At 74.8% G+C, this 21,240-nt stretch carries 18 protein-coding genes and 5 pseudogenes; 10 read left to right on the forward strand and 13 right to left on the reverse strand.

Annotated features, from left to right (window positions below):
* The first annotated feature begins 207 nt into the window (after positions 1 to 207).
* Genes L6E17_RS29260 through L6E17_RS29270 form a run of 3 tightly spaced genes read left to right on the forward strand, consistent with a single transcriptional unit; the run spans position 208 to position 3,144 of the window.
* Complete coding sequence (locus L6E17_RS29260; RefSeq protein WP_236243651.1) at positions 208 to 1,383, forward strand: type III polyketide synthase; 1,176 nt, start codon at positions 208 to 210, stop codon at positions 1,381 to 1,383.
* Positions 1,373 to 2,608, forward strand: coding sequence for a cytochrome P450 (locus tag L6E17_RS29265; protein ID WP_236243652.1), 1,236 nt, complete (start codon positions 1,373 to 1,375; stop codon positions 2,606 to 2,608). Before L6E17_RS29260 ends, L6E17_RS29265 begins: the two co-directional genes overlap by 11 nt.
* A complete protein-coding gene (locus L6E17_RS29270) occupies positions 2,605 to 3,144 on the forward strand; it encodes a cupin domain-containing protein (protein WP_236243653.1) in 540 nt (179 codons plus the stop codon). The genes L6E17_RS29265 and L6E17_RS29270 overlap by 4 nt, the downstream gene beginning before the upstream one ends.
* A 99-nt stretch (positions 3,145 to 3,243) precedes the next feature.
* On the opposite strand, the gene L6E17_RS29275 is transcribed toward L6E17_RS29270, so the two are convergent.
* A complete protein-coding gene (locus L6E17_RS29275) occupies positions 3,244 to 3,705 on the reverse strand; it encodes an SPW repeat protein (RefSeq protein WP_236243654.1) in 462 nt (153 codons plus the stop codon).
* Between the two features lie 366 nt (positions 3,706 to 4,071).
* Here L6E17_RS29275 and L6E17_RS29280 point away from each other — a divergent pair, with 366 nt between their 5' ends.
* Positions 4,072 to 4,260, forward strand: a complete 189-nt coding sequence (locus L6E17_RS29280; protein WP_236243655.1) for a hypothetical protein — start codon at positions 4,072 to 4,074, stop codon at positions 4,258 to 4,260.
* A gap of 297 nt (positions 4,261 to 4,557) precedes the next feature.
* Entirely contained in the window at positions 4,558 to 5,037 is a 480-nt protein-coding gene (locus L6E17_RS29285; RefSeq protein WP_308315951.1) for a subtilase-type protease inhibitor, read from the forward strand.
* Between the two features lie 181 nt (positions 5,038 to 5,218).
* Here the strand turns inward: L6E17_RS29285 and L6E17_RS29290 are convergent, their stop codons facing one another.
* Both L6E17_RS29290 and L6E17_RS29295 read right to left on the reverse strand, forming a co-directional pair.
* Complete coding sequence (locus tag L6E17_RS29290) at positions 5,219 to 5,665, reverse strand: response regulator (RefSeq protein WP_308315952.1); 447 nt, start codon at positions 5,663 to 5,665, stop codon at positions 5,219 to 5,221.
* 209 nt (positions 5,666 to 5,874) lie between these two features.
* Positions 5,875 to 6,297 (reverse strand): hypothetical protein, encoded by a 423-nt coding sequence (locus L6E17_RS29295; protein WP_236243656.1) that lies wholly within the window; start codon positions 6,295 to 6,297, stop codon positions 5,875 to 5,877.
* Positions 6,298 to 6,521: 224 nt separating this feature from the next.
* Here L6E17_RS29295 and L6E17_RS29300 point away from each other — a divergent pair, with 224 nt between their 5' ends.
* On the forward strand, positions 6,522 to 6,848 hold the full coding sequence (locus tag L6E17_RS29300; protein WP_236243657.1) for a plasmid stabilization protein: 327 nt from the start codon (positions 6,522 to 6,524) through the stop codon (positions 6,846 to 6,848).
* Positions 6,849 to 6,987: 139 nt separating this feature from the next.
* Here L6E17_RS29300 and L6E17_RS29305 read toward each other — a convergent pair.
* Positions 6,988 to 7,634, reverse strand: a pseudogene (locus tag L6E17_RS29305) (HAD family hydrolase); the annotation flags it as partial.
* 230 nt (positions 7,635 to 7,864) lie between these two features.
* Here L6E17_RS29305 and L6E17_RS29310 point away from each other — a divergent pair.
* Positions 7,865 to 8,356: a DUF6328 family protein gene (locus tag L6E17_RS29310; RefSeq protein ID WP_236243658.1), complete on the forward strand. Its 492-nt coding sequence runs from the start codon at positions 7,865 to 7,867 to the stop codon at positions 8,354 to 8,356.
* Here L6E17_RS29310 and L6E17_RS29315 read toward each other — a convergent pair.
* Entirely contained in the window at positions 8,338 to 9,891 is a 1,554-nt protein-coding gene (locus L6E17_RS29315) for an ATP-dependent DNA ligase (protein WP_236243659.1), read from the reverse strand. The genes L6E17_RS29310 and L6E17_RS29315 overlap by 19 nt on opposite strands.
* A gap of 842 nt (positions 9,892 to 10,733) precedes the next feature.
* Between L6E17_RS29315 and L6E17_RS29320 the strand changes: the two genes are divergently transcribed.
* On the forward strand, positions 10,734 to 11,783 hold the full coding sequence (locus L6E17_RS29320; RefSeq protein WP_236243660.1) for a phosphatidylinositol-specific phospholipase C domain-containing protein: 1,050 nt from the start codon (positions 10,734 to 10,736) through the stop codon (positions 11,781 to 11,783).
* Positions 11,784 to 12,014: 231 nt separating this feature from the next.
* Here L6E17_RS29320 and L6E17_RS31760 read toward each other — a convergent pair.
* The 8 genes and pseudogenes from L6E17_RS31760 to L6E17_RS29355 all read right to left on the reverse strand — a co-directional run.
* Positions 12,015 to 12,716, reverse strand: a pseudogene (locus L6E17_RS31760) (DUF6397 family protein); the annotation flags it as partial.
* A gap of 95 nt (positions 12,717 to 12,811) precedes the next feature.
* Positions 12,812 to 13,219: a roadblock/LC7 domain-containing protein gene (locus tag L6E17_RS29330; RefSeq protein ID WP_236243692.1), complete on the reverse strand. Its 408-nt coding sequence runs from the start codon at positions 13,217 to 13,219 to the stop codon at positions 12,812 to 12,814.
* A 147-nt stretch (positions 13,220 to 13,366) separates the two neighbouring features.
* Positions 13,367 to 13,951 (reverse strand): annotated as a pseudogene (locus L6E17_RS29335) (ATP/GTP-binding protein); the annotation flags it as partial.
* Positions 13,932 to 14,354 carry a DUF742 domain-containing protein gene (locus tag L6E17_RS29340; protein WP_236243693.1) on the reverse strand — a complete coding sequence of 141 codons (423 nt, stop codon included), beginning with the start codon at positions 14,352 to 14,354 and terminating at the stop codon, positions 13,932 to 13,934. The gene L6E17_RS29340 and the pseudogene L6E17_RS29335, both read right to left, overlap by 20 nt.
* A complete protein-coding gene (locus L6E17_RS29345) occupies positions 14,351 to 14,827 on the reverse strand; it encodes a roadblock/LC7 domain-containing protein (protein ID WP_236243694.1) in 477 nt (158 codons plus the stop codon). Before L6E17_RS29345 ends, L6E17_RS29340 begins: the two co-directional genes overlap by 4 nt.
* A gap of 1,201 nt (positions 14,828 to 16,028) precedes the next feature.
* A pseudogene (locus L6E17_RS31765) lies at positions 16,029 to 16,529 on the reverse strand (sensor histidine kinase); the annotation flags it as partial.
* A 484-nt stretch (positions 16,530 to 17,013) separates the two neighbouring features.
* Positions 17,014 to 17,832, reverse strand: a pseudogene (locus L6E17_RS31770) (nitrate- and nitrite sensing domain-containing protein); the annotation flags it as partial.
* A gap of 232 nt (positions 17,833 to 18,064) precedes the next feature.
* Positions 18,065 to 19,021 carry an MHYT domain-containing protein gene (locus L6E17_RS29355; protein WP_236243662.1) on the reverse strand — a complete coding sequence of 319 codons (957 nt, stop codon included), beginning with the start codon at positions 19,019 to 19,021 and terminating at the stop codon, positions 18,065 to 18,067.
* A gap of 149 nt (positions 19,022 to 19,170) precedes the next feature.
* Here L6E17_RS29355 and L6E17_RS29360 point away from each other — a divergent pair, with 149 nt between their 5' ends.
* Together L6E17_RS29360 and L6E17_RS29365 are read left to right on the forward strand one after the other, a co-directional pair.
* Positions 19,171 to 19,770: a class I SAM-dependent methyltransferase gene (locus L6E17_RS29360; protein ID WP_236243663.1), complete on the forward strand. Its 600-nt coding sequence runs from the start codon at positions 19,171 to 19,173 to the stop codon at positions 19,768 to 19,770.
* Between the two features lie 552 nt (positions 19,771 to 20,322).
* On the forward strand, positions 20,323 to 21,186 hold the full coding sequence (locus L6E17_RS29365; protein WP_374109183.1) for a hypothetical protein: 864 nt from the start codon (positions 20,323 to 20,325) through the stop codon (positions 21,184 to 21,186).
* The last annotated feature ends 54 nt before the right edge of the window (positions 21,187 to 21,240 follow it).

Raw genomic sequence — 21,240 nt, forward strand, 5'->3', positions numbered from 1 at the left:
GAGGTGCGGGCGGGGCCGTACGGGTGAGGGCCGCGGAGCAGGCTTCGACGGCCCTCCGGCGCCGGTGGCCAGGGCGGGCCCGCGGCCGGGCCCGTCCGTACGGGGACGGACGGTGACGGCGCGAAGTCGCCTCGACGCGCGCCGTGGCGACAGCTCACCGATCCTTTGAGTGAACGCGAGCAACACGCGACGAAAGGGCTCGACGTCATGGCCACGTTGTGCAGACCCGCGGTGTCCGTCCCCGAGCATGTGATCACCATGGAGGAGACGCTCGACCTGGCGCGGACCATCCACGCGGACCACCCCCAGCTTCCGCTCGCCCTCCGCCTGATGGAGAACACCGGCGTACGCAAGCGGCACCTCCTGCGTCCCATCGAGGAGACCCTGAAGCACCCCGGCTTCGAGGAGCGCAACGCCGTCTACGAAGCCGAGGCGAAGGCCCGGGTGCCGGCGGTCATACGCCGGGCGCTCGACGACGCGGAGCTGCGCCCGGCCGACATCGACGTGATCATCTACGTGTCGTGCACCGGCTTCATGATGCCGTCGCTCACGGCGTGGCTGATCAACACCATGGGTTTCCGCAGTGACACCCGGCAGGTGCCGATCGCCCAGCTCGGCTGCGCCGCGGGCGGCGCGGCGATCAACCGGGCGCACGACTTCTGCACCGCCTACCCGGACGCCAACGCGCTGATCGTGGCCTGCGAGTTCTGCTCGCTGTGCTACCAGCCCGCGGACCTGGGCGTCGGCAACCTCCTGTCGAACGGGCTGTTCGGCGACGGCCTGGCCGCGGCGGTGATGCGCGGCAAGGGCGGTACGGGCGTGGCGCTGGAGCGCAACGGCTCGTACCTGGTGCCGGAGACGGTCGACTGGATCGCGTACGACGTGAGGTCGACCGGGTTCCACTTCAAGCTGGACAAGCGGGTCCCCGGCACGATGGAGCCGCTGGCCCCGGCGCTCAAGGAACTGGCGGGCCGGCACGGCTGGGACGCCTCCGACCTGGACTTCTACATCATCCACGCGGGCGGCCCGCGCATCCTCGACGACCTGAGCAAGTTCCTCGGGGTGCCCCCGGAGGCGTTCCGGTTCAGCCGGGCGACGCTGACCGAGTACGGCAACATCGCGAGCGCCGTCGTCCTGGACGCGCTGCGGCGGCTCTTCGACGAGGGCGGCACGCGGGACTCCGCACGCGGGCTGCTCGCCGGCTTCGGGCCGGGCATCACCGCGGAGATGTCGCTCGGCCGGTGGACCACGTCGGGGGCGGGCACCGCGCAGACGGCGGCAGCCGGGCGGGGCGTGCCCGAACGGGTCGCCCTCTCGGAGGCGGCCACGGTGGCCCTGACCGGGGACTCGCCGCTGACGGAGGGATCGCATCGTGTGGGATGAGACGGCGACGCAGACCGCCCCGGTGCTGCCGCCCGTACGGCACTGGCCCGCACTGGACCTGCACGGGGTCGAGTTCGACCCCGTGCTGGACCGGCTGATGCGGGAAGGGCCGGTGACCCGGATCAAGCTGCCCAACGGCTCCGGCTGGGCGTGGCTGCTGACCCGGTACGACGACGTGCGGATGGTGACCAACGATCCGCGGTTCAGCCGGAAGCTGGTCGCGGACCACGACGTGACGCGGCTGGCGCCGCACTTCATCCCGGTCGACGGCGCGGTGGGGTTCGAGGATCCGCCCGACCACACGCGGCTGCGCCGCGCGGTCGCTCCCGCGTTCACGACGCGCGGTGTGGAGCGGCTCAGGGACCGCGCCCGGGAGATGCTCGACGAGCTGGTGGAGGGGGTGCTGCGGGACGGGCCGCCCGCCGATCTCACGGAGCGGCTGCTCGGGCCGTTCCCGCTGGCCGTGGTGTGCGAGTTGATGGGCGTGCCCGCCGCCGACCGGCCGCGGATGCACGAGTGGACCAACCTGATCCTGTCGTCCGCGCAGGGCGCCGAGCGCAGCCAGCGGGCGAAGGAGGAGATGTGCGGCTACTTCGCGGAGCTGATGCGCGGGGAGCGGGGGGACGGCGGCGACGACGCGGAGACTGTCGTCGGCCTGCTGTCCACGGCCGTCGCGGCAGGGGAACTCACCCCGTCGGAGTCGGTGGGGCTCGCGCTGCTGATCCAGATCGGCGGTGAGGCGGTCACCAACAACACGGGGAACATGCTCTTCATCCTGCTGAACCGGCCCGACCTCATGGACCGGCTGCGGGAGGACCCCGCGGTGCGGCCCCGGGCCATCGAGGAGCTGCTGCGCTACATCCCGCACCGCAGCGCCGTCGGCCTCTCCCGGATCGCCCTGGAGGACGTCACGGTCGCGGGGGCCCGGATCCGGGCGGGCGAGGCGGTGTACGTGTCGTACCTCGCGGCCAACCGGGACCCGGACGTCTTCCCGCACCCGGACCGGATCGACTTCGACCGGTCGCCCAACCCACACGTGGCGTTCGGGTACGGGCCGCACTTCTGCGTCGGGGCGATGCTCGCGCGGCTGGAGTCGGAGCTGCTCGTCGACGCCCTCGCGGAGCGCTTCCCGGGGATCCGGCTGGCGGTGCCGGCGGAGGAGGTGCGGTTCCGCAAGGGCGCACTGATCCGGGGTCCGGAGTCGATGCCGGTGGTGTGGTCGTGACGGCGCACGCCTCGGAGGGGCTGCTGGTGCCGACGGGGCACGGACGGACGTTGAAGGCGCCCGCGCACCAGGTGACGTTCAAGGTCACCGGTGAGCACGCGCGTGCGGCGTCCAGCTTCGAGGTGGTGGTGCCGCCGGGGTTCGACGTCGGGGCGCACGTGCACACCCGGAGCGAAGAGCTCTTCTACGTGCTGGACGGCGAGTTGGAGGTGCTGGCCTTCGAGCCGCGCGTGCGGACGCGGGACGACTGGCGCGACTGGGAGTCGCCGTCGGGGCTGCGGACGGTGCGGGCGACGCGGGGCACGGTGATCGTGGTGCCTCCGGGCTGTCCTCACGCGTTCGCGAACCGTACGGGCGAGCCGGCCACCATGTTCTTCCAGGCGTCCCCTCCCCCGGACCACGAGCGCTACTTCGAGGAGCTGCTGGAGATCCTGGAGTCGGGCGGGCCCCCGGACCACGCGGCGATCGCCGCGCTGCGGGCCCGGTACGACATCGAGCAGCTGACGCCGATGCGGCACGGGGCGCCCGTGGCGTGACGGCGGGTGCGCGACGCCGCGGGGCGGCGCGGGCGGCCCGCGGGCCCCGGACGCGGTGGTGCGGCGTCCGGGGCCCGCGGCCGTGCCGGGCCTCCCAGGTCAGGGTGTGCGGCTCCTGCGCCCGCCGCGGGAACGCGCCGATCCGGCGCGGCGATCGCCCGTGGCCGCCATGGCGGCGCCGAGCAGCACGGCGACGGCACCGACGATGACGTTGTTCCACACGGTGCGGGTCGTGTCGACGTTGCCGGAGACGACCCACGGCGCGACGATGGTGAAGGCGCCGATGGCCACGGCGCACCAGGCCATGGCGTGGGTCCGCTCGTACGCGGAGCCGAAGCCGCCCATGCACGCGGCGTAGGCGATGCCGAGGATCAGGTTGGTCACGGCCAGCGCCGTGAGCCCGCTGAATCCGGCGATCCACGGCGAAGCGGCCAGGTACACACCGGTGAGGAGCGCCAGGGCCTCGACGGCCTGGGCACGCGGAGTGGTGGTGGCCTGCTCGAACCGGGCGCGCATCTCGGCGAGGTCAGGGTGTTGCTCGATGGTCGGGTGGGTGGTCATTGCGGGCCCGCCTCCTGTAGAAGCCTTTATCTGCCCTTTACGACCATCTAACTCCTCCTACTCCATTCAGGTCAACTCGATCTTTAACGGGATATAAGGGGCATCCGAGAAGCGAGGTGGCGGGCCACCCCGGAGTCGGCCGCGGGACAACCCGCACCGCGTCCCGCCACCGGGATGCAGGGCGGCTCACGACACCTCTGCGGCGCGGCGTCGTTGATCAGCCGCGTGGGGTCGCACGCCGGCGGGGGCCGGCGGCCCGAGGCGCCGGATCCGCGAGCCGACCGGCGCGGAGGGCCGCACGAACCCGCCCGCGCCGCGCGGCCCCGCACCACCCGGCCGACCGCAACGCTCACGAGGAGCCACCCCATGACGTTCCGCACCACCGCACTCGCCGCCGCCACCCTGCTCACCGCCGCGGCCGGTGCCGCCGCGGCGGCACCGGCGCACGCCGAACCCGCCGAGTCGGGCGACGCCGTGGCCCTGGTGCAGAAGGACACGGTCACCCCCTGGTCGGTGGTCGACTTCGCCCTCGATGGCCTCAGCGAGGGCGAATAGGAGCGATACGACCGTGTTGCCATCACATTTCGGACGTGTTGCAGTTCACTCACCGACCGGTTCTGCGCATGATGCACGGTTCAACCACGTGCAGCGACCGAGCGCTGACCAGGAGTGGCGCCAAGCGATCACGAGGACGCCGAGGCGGCACCGCTGCTTTCGCGTCACTGTTTGAATAACAGACCAAACCGAAAACCTCCACTGAATGTGCGTCAACAGCCGCGGCCCGGCAGGCTGTGGACCGTACCCGCCGGAGTCCGTACGGACCGGGCGGTACTCCGACAAAGTTCTATGAACATGGAGATGGCACACATGTGGACCCCGCTGAAACGCGCCGCCGTATGCGGAGCGGCCCTCGCCGCCATGGGCGCCATGACACCCGCGGCTGTCGCGACGGCCCAGGCCGCCGGGTCGGCCGGGGTCGCCCCCGCCGCGGAGGCGGAAACCCGGCTGTACGCGCCGAGCGCCCTCGTCCTGACCGTGGCGAAGGGGGAGACCGCCACGCACTCGACTCCGCTGCGGGCGGTCACGCTCACCTGCGTGCCCTCACCGGGCGGAACGCACCCGGCGGCGCAGGACGCCTGCGCGACGCTCTGGGACGTGGAGGGTGAGTTCAAGGCCCTGCGCGGCGACGAGCAGCGCGCCTGCATCAAGATCTACGACCCGGTCGTCGTCACCGCTCAGGGCGTCTGGGAAGGCCGGCGCGTCGACTTCGAGCGGACGTACGGCAACGCGTGCGAACTCAATGTGGAAGGCACCAGCGTCTTCTCCTTCTGAGACCCGCGGTCTCACCGGTCGACGGCGCCCGCGCCGTGCCCCTCGGCGGCAGCCTCCCCCTGCCACCCGGCACGGCGCGGGCGCCGCGGCGTGTCCGGCCCCGCCGCGGGACGCCCGCCGGAGGAGCGGCTGAGCAGGCGGCATTGCCCACCCCTTCTCCAGCGGGGGTGTCCGCCCTTCCTCAGCGGGGGGTGTCCGCGGTGGCCGGGGCCGGTGCGGGTGCAGGGGCGGCGGCCGGCGGGTCGGGCCGGGAGAAGCGGTGCAGATAGCGGACCTTGATGCAGAGCGACCAGGGGTCGATGGGCTTCACCAGCAGGTCCGCGGCCCCCAGGCGCATGGCCGTACGGGACAGCTGGGAGTCGACGCCCATACCGGTGACGAGGATGACGGGGATGCGCCGCGTCTGTTCGAGCCGCTGCATGTAGCGCAGCACGTCGAGCCCGCTGACCCCGGGCATCACCACGTCCAGGACAGTCACGGCGATGCCGCCGCGCAGGACCGCCTTGAGGGCGGCGTCGCCGCTGGTGGCCGACTCCAGCGGGTAGCCGAGCGGTGAAAGGGCGCTGTGCAGGGCGAACAGGTTGTCCTCGTGGTCGTCGACCAGCAGGACCTTCTCCGCGGCGGACATGTCCTCACCTCCGCTCCGCGGGGGCGTGCGGTCGGCGCCCGCCCCCATCCCCTCCAGGATGCTCCTGGTCCGGCGATGTCGGCAGAGGCACGGCAGGACGGCCCGCCGCACGGCCTCGCCCGGAGCGGCGGGGCCGTCCGGGCGAGGCCGTGCCGGAGCCCTACTGCGGGGCCTGTGCCCACAGCGGTGCCGGCTCGGTCGGTCGGAGGTCAGCGGGGTGCGAGGAGCAGGCGGGACTCCTTCTCGTGCTCGCCGGACACCGACTGCAGGGAGCGGATCTCGAAGAGCCGCTCCATGGCTTTCTCCACCTCCGCCACGGCGTGGTGGTCGCCGGTGAGCAGCGCCTCGACGGGGCTGGACAGCGGCGGCGGGCCGGGTTCCTCCGCGGCCGGTCGCGGTGTGGAGCTGTCGAAGGTCGCCATCCACACGGTCGGCTCGCGTCCCGCGGCCGGCTGCGGCGCCGTGGCGACGTCCTCGCAGCCCGCGAAGACGTGGTCGAGCGCGTCGAAGACGGCCACGGCGTCCGTCCGACCGCACTCGCTGAGCTGGATCGTGACGTCGCAGTGCGCGGGGTGCTCAGGGGCGGTACGGCCCGTGGTGTCCCGGCGGGGGGCGGTGCGGTCGCTTTGCATGGGGTTCTCCACGTCTGGTTGCCTCCACGTCTCTGACGGCCTCGGTCTGCCGTACGTACGTCCCCATCGCGCCACGGAAGCGGCCTGCCTGCCACTCCGGGCGGTTCCGGCGGACCGTGCCGGGCGAGCCTGCCGGTGCCCGGCGCGTTTGGGCGGGCCGCTGCCCGGTACGGGATGAGGAGCACGGGGGCCGCACGGCAGCGGAAGCCGACAGGAGGTACACCATGCCCGCAGGATCGAGTTCCAAGCGCGAGCGCCAGTACGAGCACATCAAGGAGGGCGCCGTCGAGCGGGGCGAGAGCGAGAAGCGCGCCAAGGAGATCGCCGCCCGTACGGTGAACAAGGAACGGGCCCGCAGCGGCGAGGCGAAGACGTCGAGCAAGAGTTCCAAGCGGGGGCCGTCGCCTTCGGAGCGGGGCGGGCGGCGCTCGTCGGGCGGTTCCGGCGGCCAGACCTACGACGAGCTGTACGAGGAGGCGAAGCGGCGGGACGTGCACGGCCGCTCGTCGATGAACAAGGCGGAGCTCCAGCGCGAGCTGGGCAAGGGCTGACCCCGGAGCGCGGGCGGATGCCGACCCCCGGAGCATGCGCAAGGCCGGCGCCGCGGTACGGGGAAGGGCCGGCGGCGCGGCACCGGCGCGGGGTGCCGCGGGAGCACCGCTCAGCGGCGGCGCCGCCGGCCGTGCCGAACGGGCTGTCGTCCAGCCGGGCGAGGAGGTCCGCGGGGTCGGCGTACACGGCTCGGGCTCCCGCGGCGGTGAGGTCCGCCCGGGGATGCCCCCGCACAGGAGGCCCACGCAGGTGACCCCGGCGCGGGTACCGGCCTTCATGTCCCAGACAGTGTCGCCGACGAAGACGGCGCTGTCGGCCGTCGCCCCCGCCTCGTCGAGGGCGAGCCGGACGGGGTCGGGTGCGGGCTTGCCGTGCTCCACATCGTCGGCGCCGGCCGTGCCGGTGATCGCGTCGTCCGCGTCGATCGCCCGGCGCAGCGCCGACAGCTCCGCTCCCCCGGCGGAGGTGGCGAGCACGACCGCCCAGCCCCGGTCCGCCAGGGTCCTCAGCAGGCGGCCCGCGTCGCGGAAGGCCGGGAGGCGGTCGAAGAACGTTCCGTACAGGGTGGTGTGCGCGGCGCTCAGGGCGGAGTCGCCCGCGCGGTCCCGCCCCGGATCCAGGAGGTGTTCGATCAGATCCTCGGAGCCGAGGCCGACGGCCCGGTGGACGGCGTGCATGGGCACGTCGTGGCCGGCCTGCCGGAAGGCCTCCCACCAGGTGGTGACATGGAGGTGGTTGGTGTCGACGAGCGTTCCGTCCACATCGAAGATCGCCGCGCGGGGCATACCGCTCCGACCGCCTTCCTCGTCCTCGTACGGGCTCCTCACAGGTGCGCGGTACGAGCATGAGGCGCCGGTCCCGGGTGAGGGCGCACCGCCGGTGCGACACCCGGGAGCTTCCTCCTGCTGCCGTATCGCCGCCGTGCCGGCTTCTTGCCCCGGCCGGCGGCGGTGCGGACGGGCCGTGGGGAGCGCGGAGGGATGCGAAGGACGCGGAAGGACTGCGGGAGGCCGCCATGCCGGACGGGGACGGAACGATTCGGGGACGGCACGAGACCCCCGAGGAGCGTGCGGACCGGCGGTGGGGTGAGCTGCTGCAGGAGATCCGTGTCGCTCAGACGGGTGTGCAGATCCTCTTCGGCTTCCTGCTGACCGTGGTCTTCACCTCGCGGTTCACGGATCTCTCCCGTGCCGACCGGGTCCTGTACGTCACGACGGTCGTCCTCGCGGCGACCGCCTCCGGGGCACTGATCGGGCCCGTGGCGTTCCACCGCATCGTCTCGGGGCGGCGGATCAAGCCGCAGACGGTCGAGTGGGCGTCCCGCCTGACGTTCATCGGTCTGCTGCTCCTGCTGCTGACGATGGTCTCGGCCCTGCTGCTGGTGCTGCGTGTGGCGACGCACGACCCGTATGTGCCGTGGCTGGTGGCGGGGGTCACGGCGTGGTATCTGCTCAGCTGGTTCGTGCTGCCGCTGTGGGCGCGGCACCGCTACACGATGCGGGACTGAGGGGAGCCGCCCGCCAGGACCCGGTCGACGGTGTCCGCCTGTGCGGCGGGCTTGTCCGGGCGGTGGCGGAGGACGCGGGCGAAGCGGAGGGTGACCCCGGCCGGGTAGCGCGGGGACCGCTGGAGGCCGTCGTACGCGATCTCGACGACGAGTTCGGGGCGCACCCGGACGGTGCTGCCGTCGTCCGTGACGGCGAGTTCCCGCAGGCGGTCGGTCTGCCAGCGGAGCATGTCGTCGGTGAGGCCCTTGAAGGTCTTGCCGAGCATCACGAACGTGCCGTCGGCCGCCCGGGCTCCCAGGTGGAGGTTGGAGAGGAGACCGGTGCGGCGCCCGTGGCCCCATTCGGCGGCCAGCACGACGAGGTCCAGGGTGTGCACCGGTTTGACCTTGAGCCACGACCTTCCGCGGCGGCCGGCGGTGTAGGGGGCGTCGAGTGCTTTGACGAGGACGCCCTCGTGGCCGCGGTGCAGGGTGCCGGCGAGGAACGCCTCCGCCTGCGCCCGCTGCCCGGGTTCTGCCGGGTCGGTGACGACGGTGCGGTGTACCCTCATCGGCTCCGGCACGAGTCGGCTGAGCGCGGTGTGCCGCTCGTGGCCCGGCAGGTCGAGCAGCACGGCGCCGCCGGAGGCCAGCACGTCGAAGAAGACGGGTGACACGGGCCGTGTGGCGGCGGCCGCCGCCACGTCCACCCGGGAACCGACCCGGGAGGCGATCTCCTGGAACGGCAGCGGCCGCCCCGCCGGGTCCAGGGCGATGACCTCGCCGTCCAGGATGAAGTCGTCCCCGGGCAGCCCGCGGGTCGCCGCGTCGACTTCGGGGAGGCGGTCGGTGATCTCGTCGAGGGAACGTGTGTAGATCCGGATGTCGTCGCCGCTCCGGTGAACCTGGATCCGGATGCCGTCGAGCTTCTCCTCCACGGCGCAGGGCCCGACGGCGGCGAGCGCTTCGGCGACGCTCTTGGCGGTGTGGGCGAGCATCGGCTGCACAGGGGTGCCGACGCGCAGCCGAAACCGCTCCACCGCCGCGGGGCCCTCGCTCAGGAGCGCCTGAGCGACCCGCGGCAGGGACCCGTCGAGCATGACGGCGCGGCGCACGTCGGCCGCGGGCACGCCCGCGGCCGCGGCGACGCCTTCGAGGGCGACCGCGTCGAGCGCGCCCTGCCGGACTTCACCGGTGAGGAGCCTCACGAGGAACCGCTGTTCGGCTGCGGTGGCAGCCGCCATGAGGCCCCGCAGGATTCCCTGCCGCTCCGCCCGGGAGCCGGGCCCGGTCGCGAGGGCGACGGCTGTCAGGGCCGCGTCGGTGTCGGCGACGGTGAGCGTGGCGTGGTCCGCGGGCGGAACGTCCTGCTTGAGGGTGCTCCACCCGACGCCGATCCGGCCCTGCGGGAGCCGGCCGGCCAGGTAGGCGATGACCAGGGGGGCCTCTGCGGGGTCGGTCGCCGCGAACAGGGCGGCCAGGACAGCGGTCTTGCGCGATCGCGCGGAGGCGGCGGCCACTTCCTGGGACACGTCGGCGAGTCGAGCGAGCAGCATGCGCCCATGCTGCCCGGGTCTCCGGTCGGGCGCACCCCGGGCTGCGCCGTGCCCGTGCCCGGCCGTTCGTCCGCGTGACTTGTCGTCCCCACCGCCTCTCGACCGGGGCAGGCGACGGCTCGCGCCGCTGCCCCGTCGGCGCGGGGGACTCCGGCCGCCCCTCGCCGGCGCGCAGCATGGTGCCGCTCCGGCTTGCGCGGCGGTTCCCGCCGTTCCGCTCGGGGAGGCCCGGCCCGCGCCAGCCGGCACGGCAGGGATCCACTCCGGTGTGCCGGGGCGCGGTGCCGCGTGCCCGGTGCGGGGCGGGCCTGCCGCACCACGCGCCGGCCGGCACGGCAGGGATCCCCTCCGGTGTGCCGGGGCGCGGTGCCGCGTGCCCGGTGCGGGGCGGCGGGCCTGCCGCACCAGCAGAGCGCACCTGTCGCGGCGTGGACCCTGCTGGCCGTGTCGGACGCCACTGCCACGTGGCCCGCCCGGGCGGGGCCTGCCGCCGGCAGAGCGCAGCTGCCGCAGGCGGCACCGCACTCTGTCCGGTGCGCCGGGACGCGGCGCCGCGGTCCGTGCACAAGCGCGGACCCTCCTCGCGGCAGGGCGGCACTGTCGCAGCGTGGAACCGCACCGGTGCGGCGTGCGCCGGACGGCACCGCCGCCTGCCCCCGCCCGGGCGGCGGCCTGCCGCCCCTCGCGTGCACCGGAGATGCGCCGCCAACCGGTACCGCAGCACTCGCCTCCTTCCGCAGCCGGTGCGTCGTCGAGCGGTACGTCGCAGGTCTCCCTTCCTTCACCCAACTCCCCTACTCTGCCGTCGTTTTCGCACCAGCTGACGGAAAGCAGGGGATCTGATGAGAACGCTGACGCGTGCTGTCTGCGCCACCACCGCCGCCATGACGGCCGGGGTCCTGGTGCTGGGGCCGGCGCCGGCCGGTGCCGTGGATGCCGGGCAGTCGTCGTATGCGGCGTCGACGTGGGTCGGTGTCCACAACGCCTACGAGAAGGACAAGTTCCGGTACTTCGCCGACGCCCTGGACTCCGGCGCCGGAATGCTGGAGCTGGACGTGTGGACCAACGCCTTCGGCCGGTCCTGGCGGGTCTCTCATGACAACCCCTTCGGCAATGACAACAACTGCGAGAACGCCTCACACGCCGGCGAGCTCCGCAGCAAGCCCCGCAACCAGGACCTCGGCGGGTGCCTCGCCGACATCCGGGCATGGCACGACGCCCACCCCGGCCACCGCCCCGTGCTGCTGAAGATCGAGCTGAAGGACGGATTCCAGGGCCGGCACGGGCGCGGACCCGCCGCACTGGACGCGCTGCTGGCCGAGCGGCTGGGAGAGGCCCTGTTCCGGCCCGCCGACCTTGTGCGGGGGCACGCGGACCTGGACACGGCGGTACGCGCGGACGGTTGGCCGTCCCGCTCCGCGATGGCCGGCAAGTTCGTCGTCGAGCTCATCCCGGGCACGGTGGAGGAGGGCAACCCCGCGGACACCCTGTGGACGGACCGCGAGTACGCCGAGCACCTGCGGGCCCTGGCCGCTCAGGGGAGGCTGCGGGAGGCGACCGCCTTCCCCGCCGTCCACGGAGCCCAGGCGGGCGATCCGCGCGAGCGGTACGGGGACGCCGGGCTGCGGCCGTGGTTCGTCGTGTTCGACGGGGACGCCTCCGTCTTCGCGGGCGGCACCATCGACACCGCCTGGTACGCGCGGCGCAACTACCTCGTCGTCACGACCGACGCGCACCGGGTGGCACCGGCGATCGACGGCACCCGCCCGACGGAGGCGGAGGCGCGCGAGAGGGTGGAGCTGCTGGCGGGCCGGCACTCCAGTGTCGTGTCCGCCGACTGGTATCCGCTGCCCGCCGTGCTGGCCGCCGTCGTTCCCCGGGGCGCCGTCTAGCGGGGGCTGCCTGCGTCCTGTCACGTGGTGCTCCGGCGGGCGCCGAGAGCGCGGGCGCGGGTGCGCAGGAGCAGCCGGGGCGAGAGGCGCAGCCGCGTGAGCAGCCCGGGCGCGGCCGGGCCGGGCCGACCGGCGGAGGGGGACCGGGGGCGCCTGCGGCAGGCCGGCGGGGGGACGGGGAGCCGGGGCGGCTGCGCGCGCGTCCCTCAGCTCCTCGCGCAGGAGCGTCCTGAAGTGGCGGATCTCGTCCGGCCCGGAGGCGTGGAGCAGACGGTCGGCCGCCTCCCGGATGGTCGGCGGCTCGACGCGGCCGTGCAGCGGCACGGGGCGGAGCCGGTCGAGGTGGGCCCGCTCGTACGGGTCCGTCACCTCCTCGGCCAGCAGGGCCGGGGCGAGGAAGGACGCGAGTACGGCGGACCGCCTCCAGGGGTCGCTGCTCTCGCCGAGGAGGAGGCCCAGCCGGCGGGTCCGCCAGGAGCGCGGCCGGTCGTCGGCGCCGTCGCGCAGGCGGGCCCGCAGCGCGTGCGGCAGCCGGCCGTCGAGGAGCGGCCGGTGGCGGGCGGCGGCGGCGCGGACGTCGTCCGCGAGGTAGAGCCAGACGACCGCGCGGTAGCGGTTGACGTAGTGGCCGATGGGCGTGAAGTGGCCGGTGCGGGCGAGTTTGACGAAGCGGTCCGCCGTGATGCCCGCGAGGTCGGCGGCCTGGGCGGTGCCGACCGTCTGTACGCGTTCATGCAGTCCGTCCGGGAAGTCCGGCTCGGCGCGCAGCCGTTGCACCTCCGCGCGGGGGATCCGCCGGCGCTCGCCGGGAGCGGCGGGCAGGGCCCGCACCAACCCGAGGTGGACGGCCAGCGCGAACTCGTTCCTCCGCAGCGTCAGTTCCTGGGCGGCGCGCGTCGGCGCCAGGGTGTCCATGGTGTCTGCGACCGTCATTCCGGCCCTCCCCCGTCAAGTCCCTTACTCTCTGTGACGAAGGTAGCGCGGAGTCACGTTTGCCGCTGCGCCTGTGGATAACCCGATTCGGGCGGCTACGGCGTGCCGCGGGTGAAGGGCCGTCGCGCGGCGATCGCCAGGTGTTCGCCGACGCGGTTGACCAGCAGGGTCATCTCGTAAGCGACCTGGCCGACGTCCGCCTCGGCGCTGGTGAGCACGGCCAGGCAGCTCCCTTCGCCGGCGGCGGTGACGAAGAGCAGCGCCCCGTCGAACTCCACCATGGTCTGCCGTGCACGGCCGACCCCGAAGTGGCGGCCGGAGCCGCGGGCGAGGCTGTGCAGGCCCGAGCAGACGGCCGCCAGATGCTCCGCGTCCTCCTGCGGCAGTTCGCTGCTGGTCGCGGTGACGAGCCCGTCGTTCGACAGCACCAGGACATGGCGTATGTGTGCGACGCGACTGGTCAGGTCGTCGAGCAGCCAGTCGAGCTCCTTGTCGAGCGCCATGCTCGTTCCTCCCCGTTCGTTTGTCCCCGTGTCCCCGTGTCCCCGTATCGGCGTAAGCCTTACCCACGGAGGAGGGAGGGGCAAGCACCCTCCAGGACACCGCGTCACGGATCCGGCACGCGGCGCAGCCTGCGCTGCCGGCCAGGAGACCGATGCGAGGATGCGGGCCGTATGGACGCGCCCGGCGTGTTCCACCAGCCGGATCAGCACGTCCTTGCCGGAGGCGCGGTCGCGCGCGTCGCAGAGGACGACCGGGGTGCCCGGGTCGAGGTCGAGGGCCTGCGCCACGTCGTCGGCGGCGTGGTCCGGTGCCTGGGGGAAGCGGTTGACGGCCACGAGGAAGGGGATCCCGCGGTGCTCGAAGTAGTCCACGGCGGGGAAGCAGTCCTGCAGGCGGCGGGTGTCGGCGAGCACGACGGCTCCCAGAGCTCCCTGGGCGAGTTCGTCCCAGAGGAACCAGAAGCGTTCCTGTCCCGGTGTGCCGAAGAGGTAGAGGGACAGGCCCGAACGGATGGTGATGCGGCCGAAGTCCATGGCGACCGTGGTGGTGGTCTTGCGCTCCACTCCGCCCAGGTCGTCGACGGCCTCGGCGACCTCGCTGAGCCGCTCCTCGGTCCGCAGGGGGCGGATCTCGCTGACGGCGCCGACGAGGGTGGTCTTGCCCGCTCCGAAGCCTCCGGCGACGAGGATCTTCAGGGACATGCAGTCGGGTTCAGAGGGCTCGCAGGCCATTGATCACTTCTCTCAGCAGGTGTTCGTCGGGGAGCTGTGCGACGGGGGTGGGGCGGGTGACGCGCACGAGCCCCGCGTCCAGGAGGTCGCCGAGGAGGACGCGGACGACGCCGACCGGCAGGTCCGCCTCGGCGGCGAGGTCCGCGACGGAGCGCAGCTCTGCCCGGCAGAGCTCCAGCAGGGCGCGGTGCTCGGGCCCGTGGACGGCGTCGTCCGCCCCGGTCCGCGGGGCGTCGCCGACCGGGACGACCAAGGCGATGAGGTCGAGGCGGACACCGCGTGCGCCGGGCCGGGTACGGCCGCCGGTCATGGCGTACGGCCGGACGAGAGGCCCTGCGTCGGTGTCGTACCAGCGGCGCGCGAGGCCGGGCGGGCGCCGCGTGCCGTCGTGCGGCGGGGTCATGAGCCGTCGCCGCCCCGGCCCGCGGTGCGCGGGGTGGCGGCGCGGGCGTAGGCGTGGGCGCGGGGCGGGGTGCGCAGGTGCTCGCCGACGCGCCTGACGAGGCGGGCCATCTCGTAGGCGACCAGCCCGAGGTCGGCGGACGCGGAGCCGAGCACGGCCAGGCAGGAGCCCTCCCCTGCAGTGGCGACGAACAGGAACGCGTCGTCCATCTCCACCATCGTCTGGCGGACCCCGCCGGCGCCGAAGTGCCGGCCAGTGCCCTTGGCGAGGCTGTGGAAGCCGGAGGCGACGGCCGCGAGGTGCTCGGCGTCGGCGCGGCCCAGGGAGTGGGAGGCGCCCGCGGGGAGGCCGTCGTCGGACAGCACGACGGCGTGGTGCACGTCGTGCACCCGCGAGACGAGGTCGTCCAGGAGCCAGTCGAGCCCGCCGCCGGATCGGAGCGCCGGGGCGGTGGGGCCTTCGTGACCGGTCATCGTGGGTCTCCTTCGCGGCCGTGGGCGCTGAGGGTGCGGGGCTGGGGCGAGGACGGCGCGGTGCCGCCCGGGTGGCGGGCGCGGGTGCGGGGGCCGCGCTGCCGCCGCGGGTCCAGCCCTCGCGGTAGGCGGACATGCGGGCGCGGACCTGTTCGGGTGTGCGCTCGTGGCTGCCTGCACCCGCGTCCGGGGCGGGCGGGTCCGTGGGGGCGGGTGCCGCCTGCCGCAGCTGCGGGGCGAGGCTCGCCTGGCGGGTGCGGCGGGGAAGGCCGCCCGGTGTCCCGGCGGAAGGCCGAGGGGAGACGGTACTTCCGCCCTCCCCGGACGCCGGTGGCGGCGGCACCGGGGTCGGACCGGTGTCGCAGGAGGGTCCCGGTGCACCGTGGGGTGGCCCGGCCTGCGGGAGTGGTTCCGGCGCTCCCTGGCGCGCGCCGGCGTCGGCGGGCAGCGTGGCCGCCGTGAGCGTGAAGAGCTGCACGCCTGGTGCGGATGCGGCGTCCGCGGACGGTGCGGTCGGCGCGGGGGCCCAGCCGCGAGTGCCGGGCGCGGCTGCGGCGTCCGCAGACTGCACCGTCGGTGCAGTCGATGCGGTCGATGCGGTCGATGCGGTCGATGCGGTCGATGCGGTCGATGCGGTCGATGCGGTCGATGCGGTCGATGCGGTCGATGCGGTCGATGCGGTCGATGCGGTCGATGCGACAACGCCGTCATGGGTGCCGGGTATGGCTGCGGCGCCCGCCGGCTGGGCGGTCGGCGCGGGCGCCCAGCCGCGAGTGCCGGGCGCGGTTGCGGCGTCCGCGGTGGGTGAGGACGGAGAGGCGGGTGAGGCTGGTGCGGTCGGCGTGAGAGCGCCGTCATGGGTGCCGGGTGCGGCGGTGTACCCGGGGGCTGCCGCGGGCGGGGGTGGAGCGGCGCGCCGTGCGCCCGGTGCGGCCGCGGGGTGCGCGGGTTGTGCGGTCGGCATCGGGCGCGGGGCCCGGGTGGAGGCCCCGGGGGCGGGCCCCGCCGGGATCGCGGCCGGTCGTGGCGGCGGAGCAGGGGCGGGGACGGGGCCGGCGATGCGGGGAGGGCCCGGGCGGCTGGGCGGTGACTGCGTGCTCCGGGCTGCGGGCGCGGAGGGAGCGCGCCGTTGCAGCAGGCCGGTGGGCAGGAGCACGACGGCTGTGACGCCTCCGTACGGAGAGGGCCGGAGGTGGACCCTGATGTCGTGGCGTGCGGCGAGCCGGCTGACCACGAAGAGGCCGAGCCGGTCGCTGTCGAAGAGGTCCAGGTCCTCGCAGCCGGCGATCCGCCGGTTGGCGGCGGCGAGGGCCTCCCCGCCCATGCCGAGCCCGCGGTCCTCGATCTCCAGCGCGTAGCCGTTGCCGACGGGTTCTCCGCTGACGCGGACCTTGGTGTGGGGCGGGGAGAACTGCGTGGCGTTCTCCGCGAGTTCGGCGAGGAGGTGGGTGAGGTCCGCGACCGCACCTCCGGTCACCGCTGCCTCGGGCAGGGGGCGCACCTCCACGCGCGCGTAGTCCTCGATTTCGGAGACGGCGGCGCGGACGACGTCGGTGAGGGGGACGGGGGTCCGCCAGGCGCGTCCGGGGGCGGCGCCGGACAGGATGATGAGGTTCTCCGCGTGGCGCCGCATGCGCGTGGTGAGGTGGTCGAGGCGGAAAAGGTCGCCGAGTTCCCCGGGGTCGTCGGCGCGGCGTTCCATGCTGTCGAGCAGGGCGAGCTGCCGGTGGACCAGCAGCTGGCTGCGCCGGGCGAGGTTGACGAAGACGCTGGAGATACCGCCGGCGAGCTCGGCCCTCTCGGCGGCGGCGCCGCGCGGCGTGGTGGACGGTGGCGAGGGCCTGTGCCACCTGTCCGATCTCGTCCTGTGCGGGAGGGGCGTGCGGTGCTGCGCGGTCGATGTCGATGTCCTCGCCCGCGCGGAGCCGGCGCATCGCGGCGGGCAGGTCGCGGTGGGCGATACCGAGTGCGGAGTCGCGCAGTCCGACGAGGTCCACGACGAGGCGGCGGCCGATGCGCACGGAGATGACGAGGGAGGCGGCGACAGCCCCGAGGCCAAGGAGCACGGCCGCACCCGCGGGCGTGAGCGCGGCGGCGGCCGGGGAGCGGCCCTGGCCGGTGGCGGACCCCCGGGCGTCGGTCTCGAGTGCGTCGAGGGCCGCGTGTACGGAGGTGGCGACGGGCTCCCAGGTGGCGGCGGGCACCACTGTGACGCCCGCGCGGCCGGCGGGGGCGGACATGACCGCGTCCTCGGCGGCCAGGAGCCGGCGGTGGGCGCCCTCGGCGGTGACGCGGCGCCAGGAGGCGCGTGCGGGTTCGGGGAGGTCCGCGGTGGCCGACTGGAGCAGGGCGCGACGGGCGGTGGCTGCACCGATGAACTCCCGCAAGCGGTCGGCGGGAAGACTGCCGGTCACGTGGGCGGTGCTGAGCACGGCGTCCTCGCGGGCCAGGAGTTCGCGTGCGTGCGCGATGTCCAGTGCCACGCGCGCGTGGGCACCGTTTCCCGTGCCTGGCAGCGCGGTGAGGGAGCCGTGGACGGCCAGTCCGGCGGTGATGGCGGCGGTGTAGGTGTCGTGGATGCGTTCCTGCGTGAGGGGAGAACGTTTCTGCGGGCGGTGGCCGGAGGGGTGCCCGGCGGCGGTGGCCCGGGCGCGCAGGGAGGTCAGCCCTGCGGTGGCGTCCATGAAGCGGCGTACGCGGTCGGCGGTCTCGGGCGGCAGGCCGCCGGCGTCCGCGGTGGTGTGGCGGCCGTCGAGGCGCAGCCGGGCGAGGGCGGTGTCGGTGTCGCGGATGCTCTCGTCCAGTGCGTCGGCGCCGGCCGGTCCCGGGGCCGCCAGGTGGCGCTGGGCGGCGCGGCGTTCGGCCTGGAGGGCGGTGACGGCCCCGGTCACGGGGATGCCGACGCGTTCGGCGGCGAGGTGCGCCTCGCGCAGGCCGGCGACGTCCTGCGCGGTGGTGACGGCGGCGAAGCCCCAGAGGGCCAGCAGGGACACGATGGGCACCATGAGCAGGGAGATGATCCTGGCGCGTATGGTGCTGGCCGCCTTGCGCGGCGCTGCGCGGCCATGGTGCGCCGCGTCGGGGGCGCGGGTCTCTCCCTGCTCTGCGCGGGTGCGGCGTGGGCGCGGCGGCCCCGCTGGGCGGGGGGCTCGTGCGGGGCGGCGCTGGAGGTGCGGGTTGCGCGCATGACCGGTCCTCGTTCTGGTCTCGGGGTGGCGTGCGGTGCCGCCGGTGGCGTCACGGCTGCGACAGGGGGTGCCGCTCGCGTGGGCGGCGCTCCCGCGGCGGCGGGCCGGTGGTCCCCGGGGGCGGGCCGGTGGTCCCCGGGGGCGGGGGCCCGGGGGCCGGGTCCGGCCCGGCGTACCGGTGGCTCGGGCCGCGGGCGGCGTGTGGGTCCGCCGTCGGGGAGAGGGCGACGAAGGCCGACGTGATGAAGAGGAAGGCGCCGAGCCCGACGGCGAGGGGGAAGATGAACTGCATGGCGGTGGCACCGGGCAGCGGCTCCGCGGACGGCGACACTTCCACGGTGACCGCGGCCATGCCGGTGTAGTGCATGCTGCTCACGGCGGCGCCCATGACGAGCGAGGCCACGGTCACGGCTGCGGGCGTGCGGATGTTGAGCGCGGCCCACAGGGCGGCGGTGGCGGCCACGACCGCGATCGCGAGGGAGAGGGCGACGAGCAGCGGGTCGTAGTGCACGGCTCCGTGGAGCCGGAGGGCCGCCATCCCGAGGTAGTGCATGCCGGCGACGCCGAGCCCGGTGGTGAGCCCGCCGACGGCCAGGGACATCCGGTGGTCCCGGCGGCTGCGCGCCGTGGCGCGGTCGGCTGTGCCGGCAGCGGGTGGGCCGGCGGAGCGCGGGGCCTCGACCGGGCGGCCGTGGCCGTGGCCGACGGCGAAGGCGCCGGTGCCCACGACGAGGACGGCGACGGCGAGGCTGAAGAGCGTCAGCGGCACGTCGTAGCGGATGTCGGTGCCGACGACGGTGAAGCCGAGCATGGCGATGAAGTGCATCGTCCAGATACCGGTGCCGATGGCCGACGCCCCGGTGAGCAGCCAGTTGCGGCGCGCGGAGCCCGAGGAGTCCAGGGCGCGCACGGTGCAGCGCAGTCCGAGGGCGGCGCCCGCGCAGGCCATGGCGTACGACAGTGCGGGGGTCAGCCAGCCGAAAGCGGCGTGGTCCAGGTGTCCCATGGGTCCGGGACGGTAGCCCCGAGGAAGGCGCACGACGGGCACGCGTTTCGAAAGCCGACGCAAGATGACAGGGAGAGGCCCGCGGACGACCGCGACCGTCCGAACATGCGCGCAGGTGGTCATGCTGACGAGTGAGGAATGATGAGTCCATGAGCGATCAGCACACGGACGTCCAGGCGTTCTTCGCCGCGCGGGCAGCCGACTGGGACAGCCGCTTCCCGGACGACGGTCCGGCCTACGCGGCGGCCGTCGCGGAGCTGGGGCTGCGGCGCGGCGACGCCGTTCTCGACGCGGGCTGCGGTACCGGTCGCGCCCTGCCCGCGCTGCGGGACGCCGTCGGCCCCTCCGGCACGGTCGTGGGGCTCGACCTCACCGCGGCCATGCTGGCTCAGGCGGTGCGCGCGGGGCGGGACCGCAGCGGGGTGCTGCTGCTCGGGGACGTGGGACGGCTGCCGCTGCGGGACGGGGCGGTGGACGCGGTGTTCGGCGCGGGGCTGGTGTCGCACCTCGCCCGGCCGGCCGAGGACCTGCGCGAACTGGCGCGGGTGGTGCGCCCCGGCGGCCGCCTGGCGCTGTTCCACCCGATCGGCCGGGCGGCACTCGCGGCGCGGCACGGCAGGCAGCTCACCGGGGACGATCTGAGGGCCGAGCCCCGGCTCCGCCCCCTGCTGGCCGGCTCGGGCTGGCGCATGGTCGCGTACGAGGACGTCGACGCCCGCTTCCTGGTACTGGCCGACCGGATGGACTGAAACGCCCTGTACGGGCGGGCGGGTCCGCACGGACCCGGCCGGGCACGGGCGGAGGCCCGCTTGGCACCCCGGCCGCCCGGCCCGTGCGGCTCCCGGCGCCCGGCACGGACCGCCCGGCGCACCGCGCGGACGGGGCGCCGGAGCGCCACGGGTCGGGGGCCGCGGGAATACGCGACGGGGGCGCCCTGGGGCGCATTGCGGGGCGCGTGGAGCGTGGTGGCGAGGACCGCCGCACCGGGCGGCAAGTCCGACGGTGCCGCGGGGCGTGGTGGCGAGGGACCGCCGCACCGGGCGGCAAGTCCGCCGGTGCCGTAGGGCAGGGCCGACGGTGCCGCGGGCAGGGCCGGGCGGCCGTACGGAACGACGGGGATGCGGGTGCGCGGCAGGCCTCCCGGGCACCCGGACGGGCGTCGGCGGCGTCGCAGGCGCCTCGGTCGGTCCGGCCACCGCCCGCCGCCGCGCCCTCATGCCTCTCGACGTGCGGGTTACTCGCTGGTACGGTGCGCCGACCGGCACTCTCGGGCGAGTGCGACGGGACGACGGGAGGCCGCCGTGAGCACGACGGGCGAGGACACGGGCGCCGGCACGGCCGGCCGGAACCACGAGACCGGCAGGACCGGCCCGGACGACTCGCTGTACGTGCTCACGGCCGTGCTCCTGACACCCGCGCAGTTCCCCAGCGTGCTGGGCGACGACTATCCGCAGGCGTGCCGGGCCCTGGGCCTCGAACCGTACGCCGAGGGGTACGGCCTCGTCCTCGGGCAGGACGGTGCGGGGGCCCGCTGGACGGTCGCGGTGAGCGACGTGTCGCTGGTCGCCGTGGCGATCGCCGCGTGGGACTGCGGGATGGAGTACGACCTGTCACCCCGCGAGGACAGTGTGGTCTGCGCGCTTCCCGGGTGGCCGCTCGCCCTGTCGGTGGCGGCGCCCGGCCTGCCCGCGCCGCACGACCCCCCATCGGCGCCCGGGGATCCCGCTCCCTTGGCGCCGGCCGACACCGCGGCGTGGGGTTCGGCCCAGCGGCGGCTGGCCGCGGACGAGATCGCCCTGCAGTGGGCCTCCTGGCGGCAGCAGCTGGGCGACGACGACTTCTCCGCCTCCGGTGCGGAACCGGCGCCGGGCGCCGCCGCGGGACGGGGTCCCACCCTGCGCGGTGGGGTGCGCGGGGCTCTGGCGGATCTGGAGCGGTACCTGGAGGATCCGCCTCCACCGGGGCGGATACGGTCGATGTTCGCACCGGGAGGGGCGCGCCTGCTGCGGGCGGACGGTCCCGGGTGGTCGCTGGTGGCCCGTACCGACGACATCGCCTTCGTCCTGCTGGACGAGCGCCCGCAGGAGGTGCTGCCGGTGGGACGCGGCAGCCGTCTGCCCGTTCTCCTGGCCGGACTCGACGCCATGGCCGTACGGCCCGGCTGATCCGCAGCCGGGCGCGCCGGCCGCCCGCCCGCAGCGGCGCTCCGCCGGGTCGGA

The organism is Streptomyces sp. CC228A (assembly GCF_021390935.1).
GTDB lineage: Bacteria > Actinomycetota > Actinomycetes > Streptomycetales > Streptomycetaceae > Streptomyces.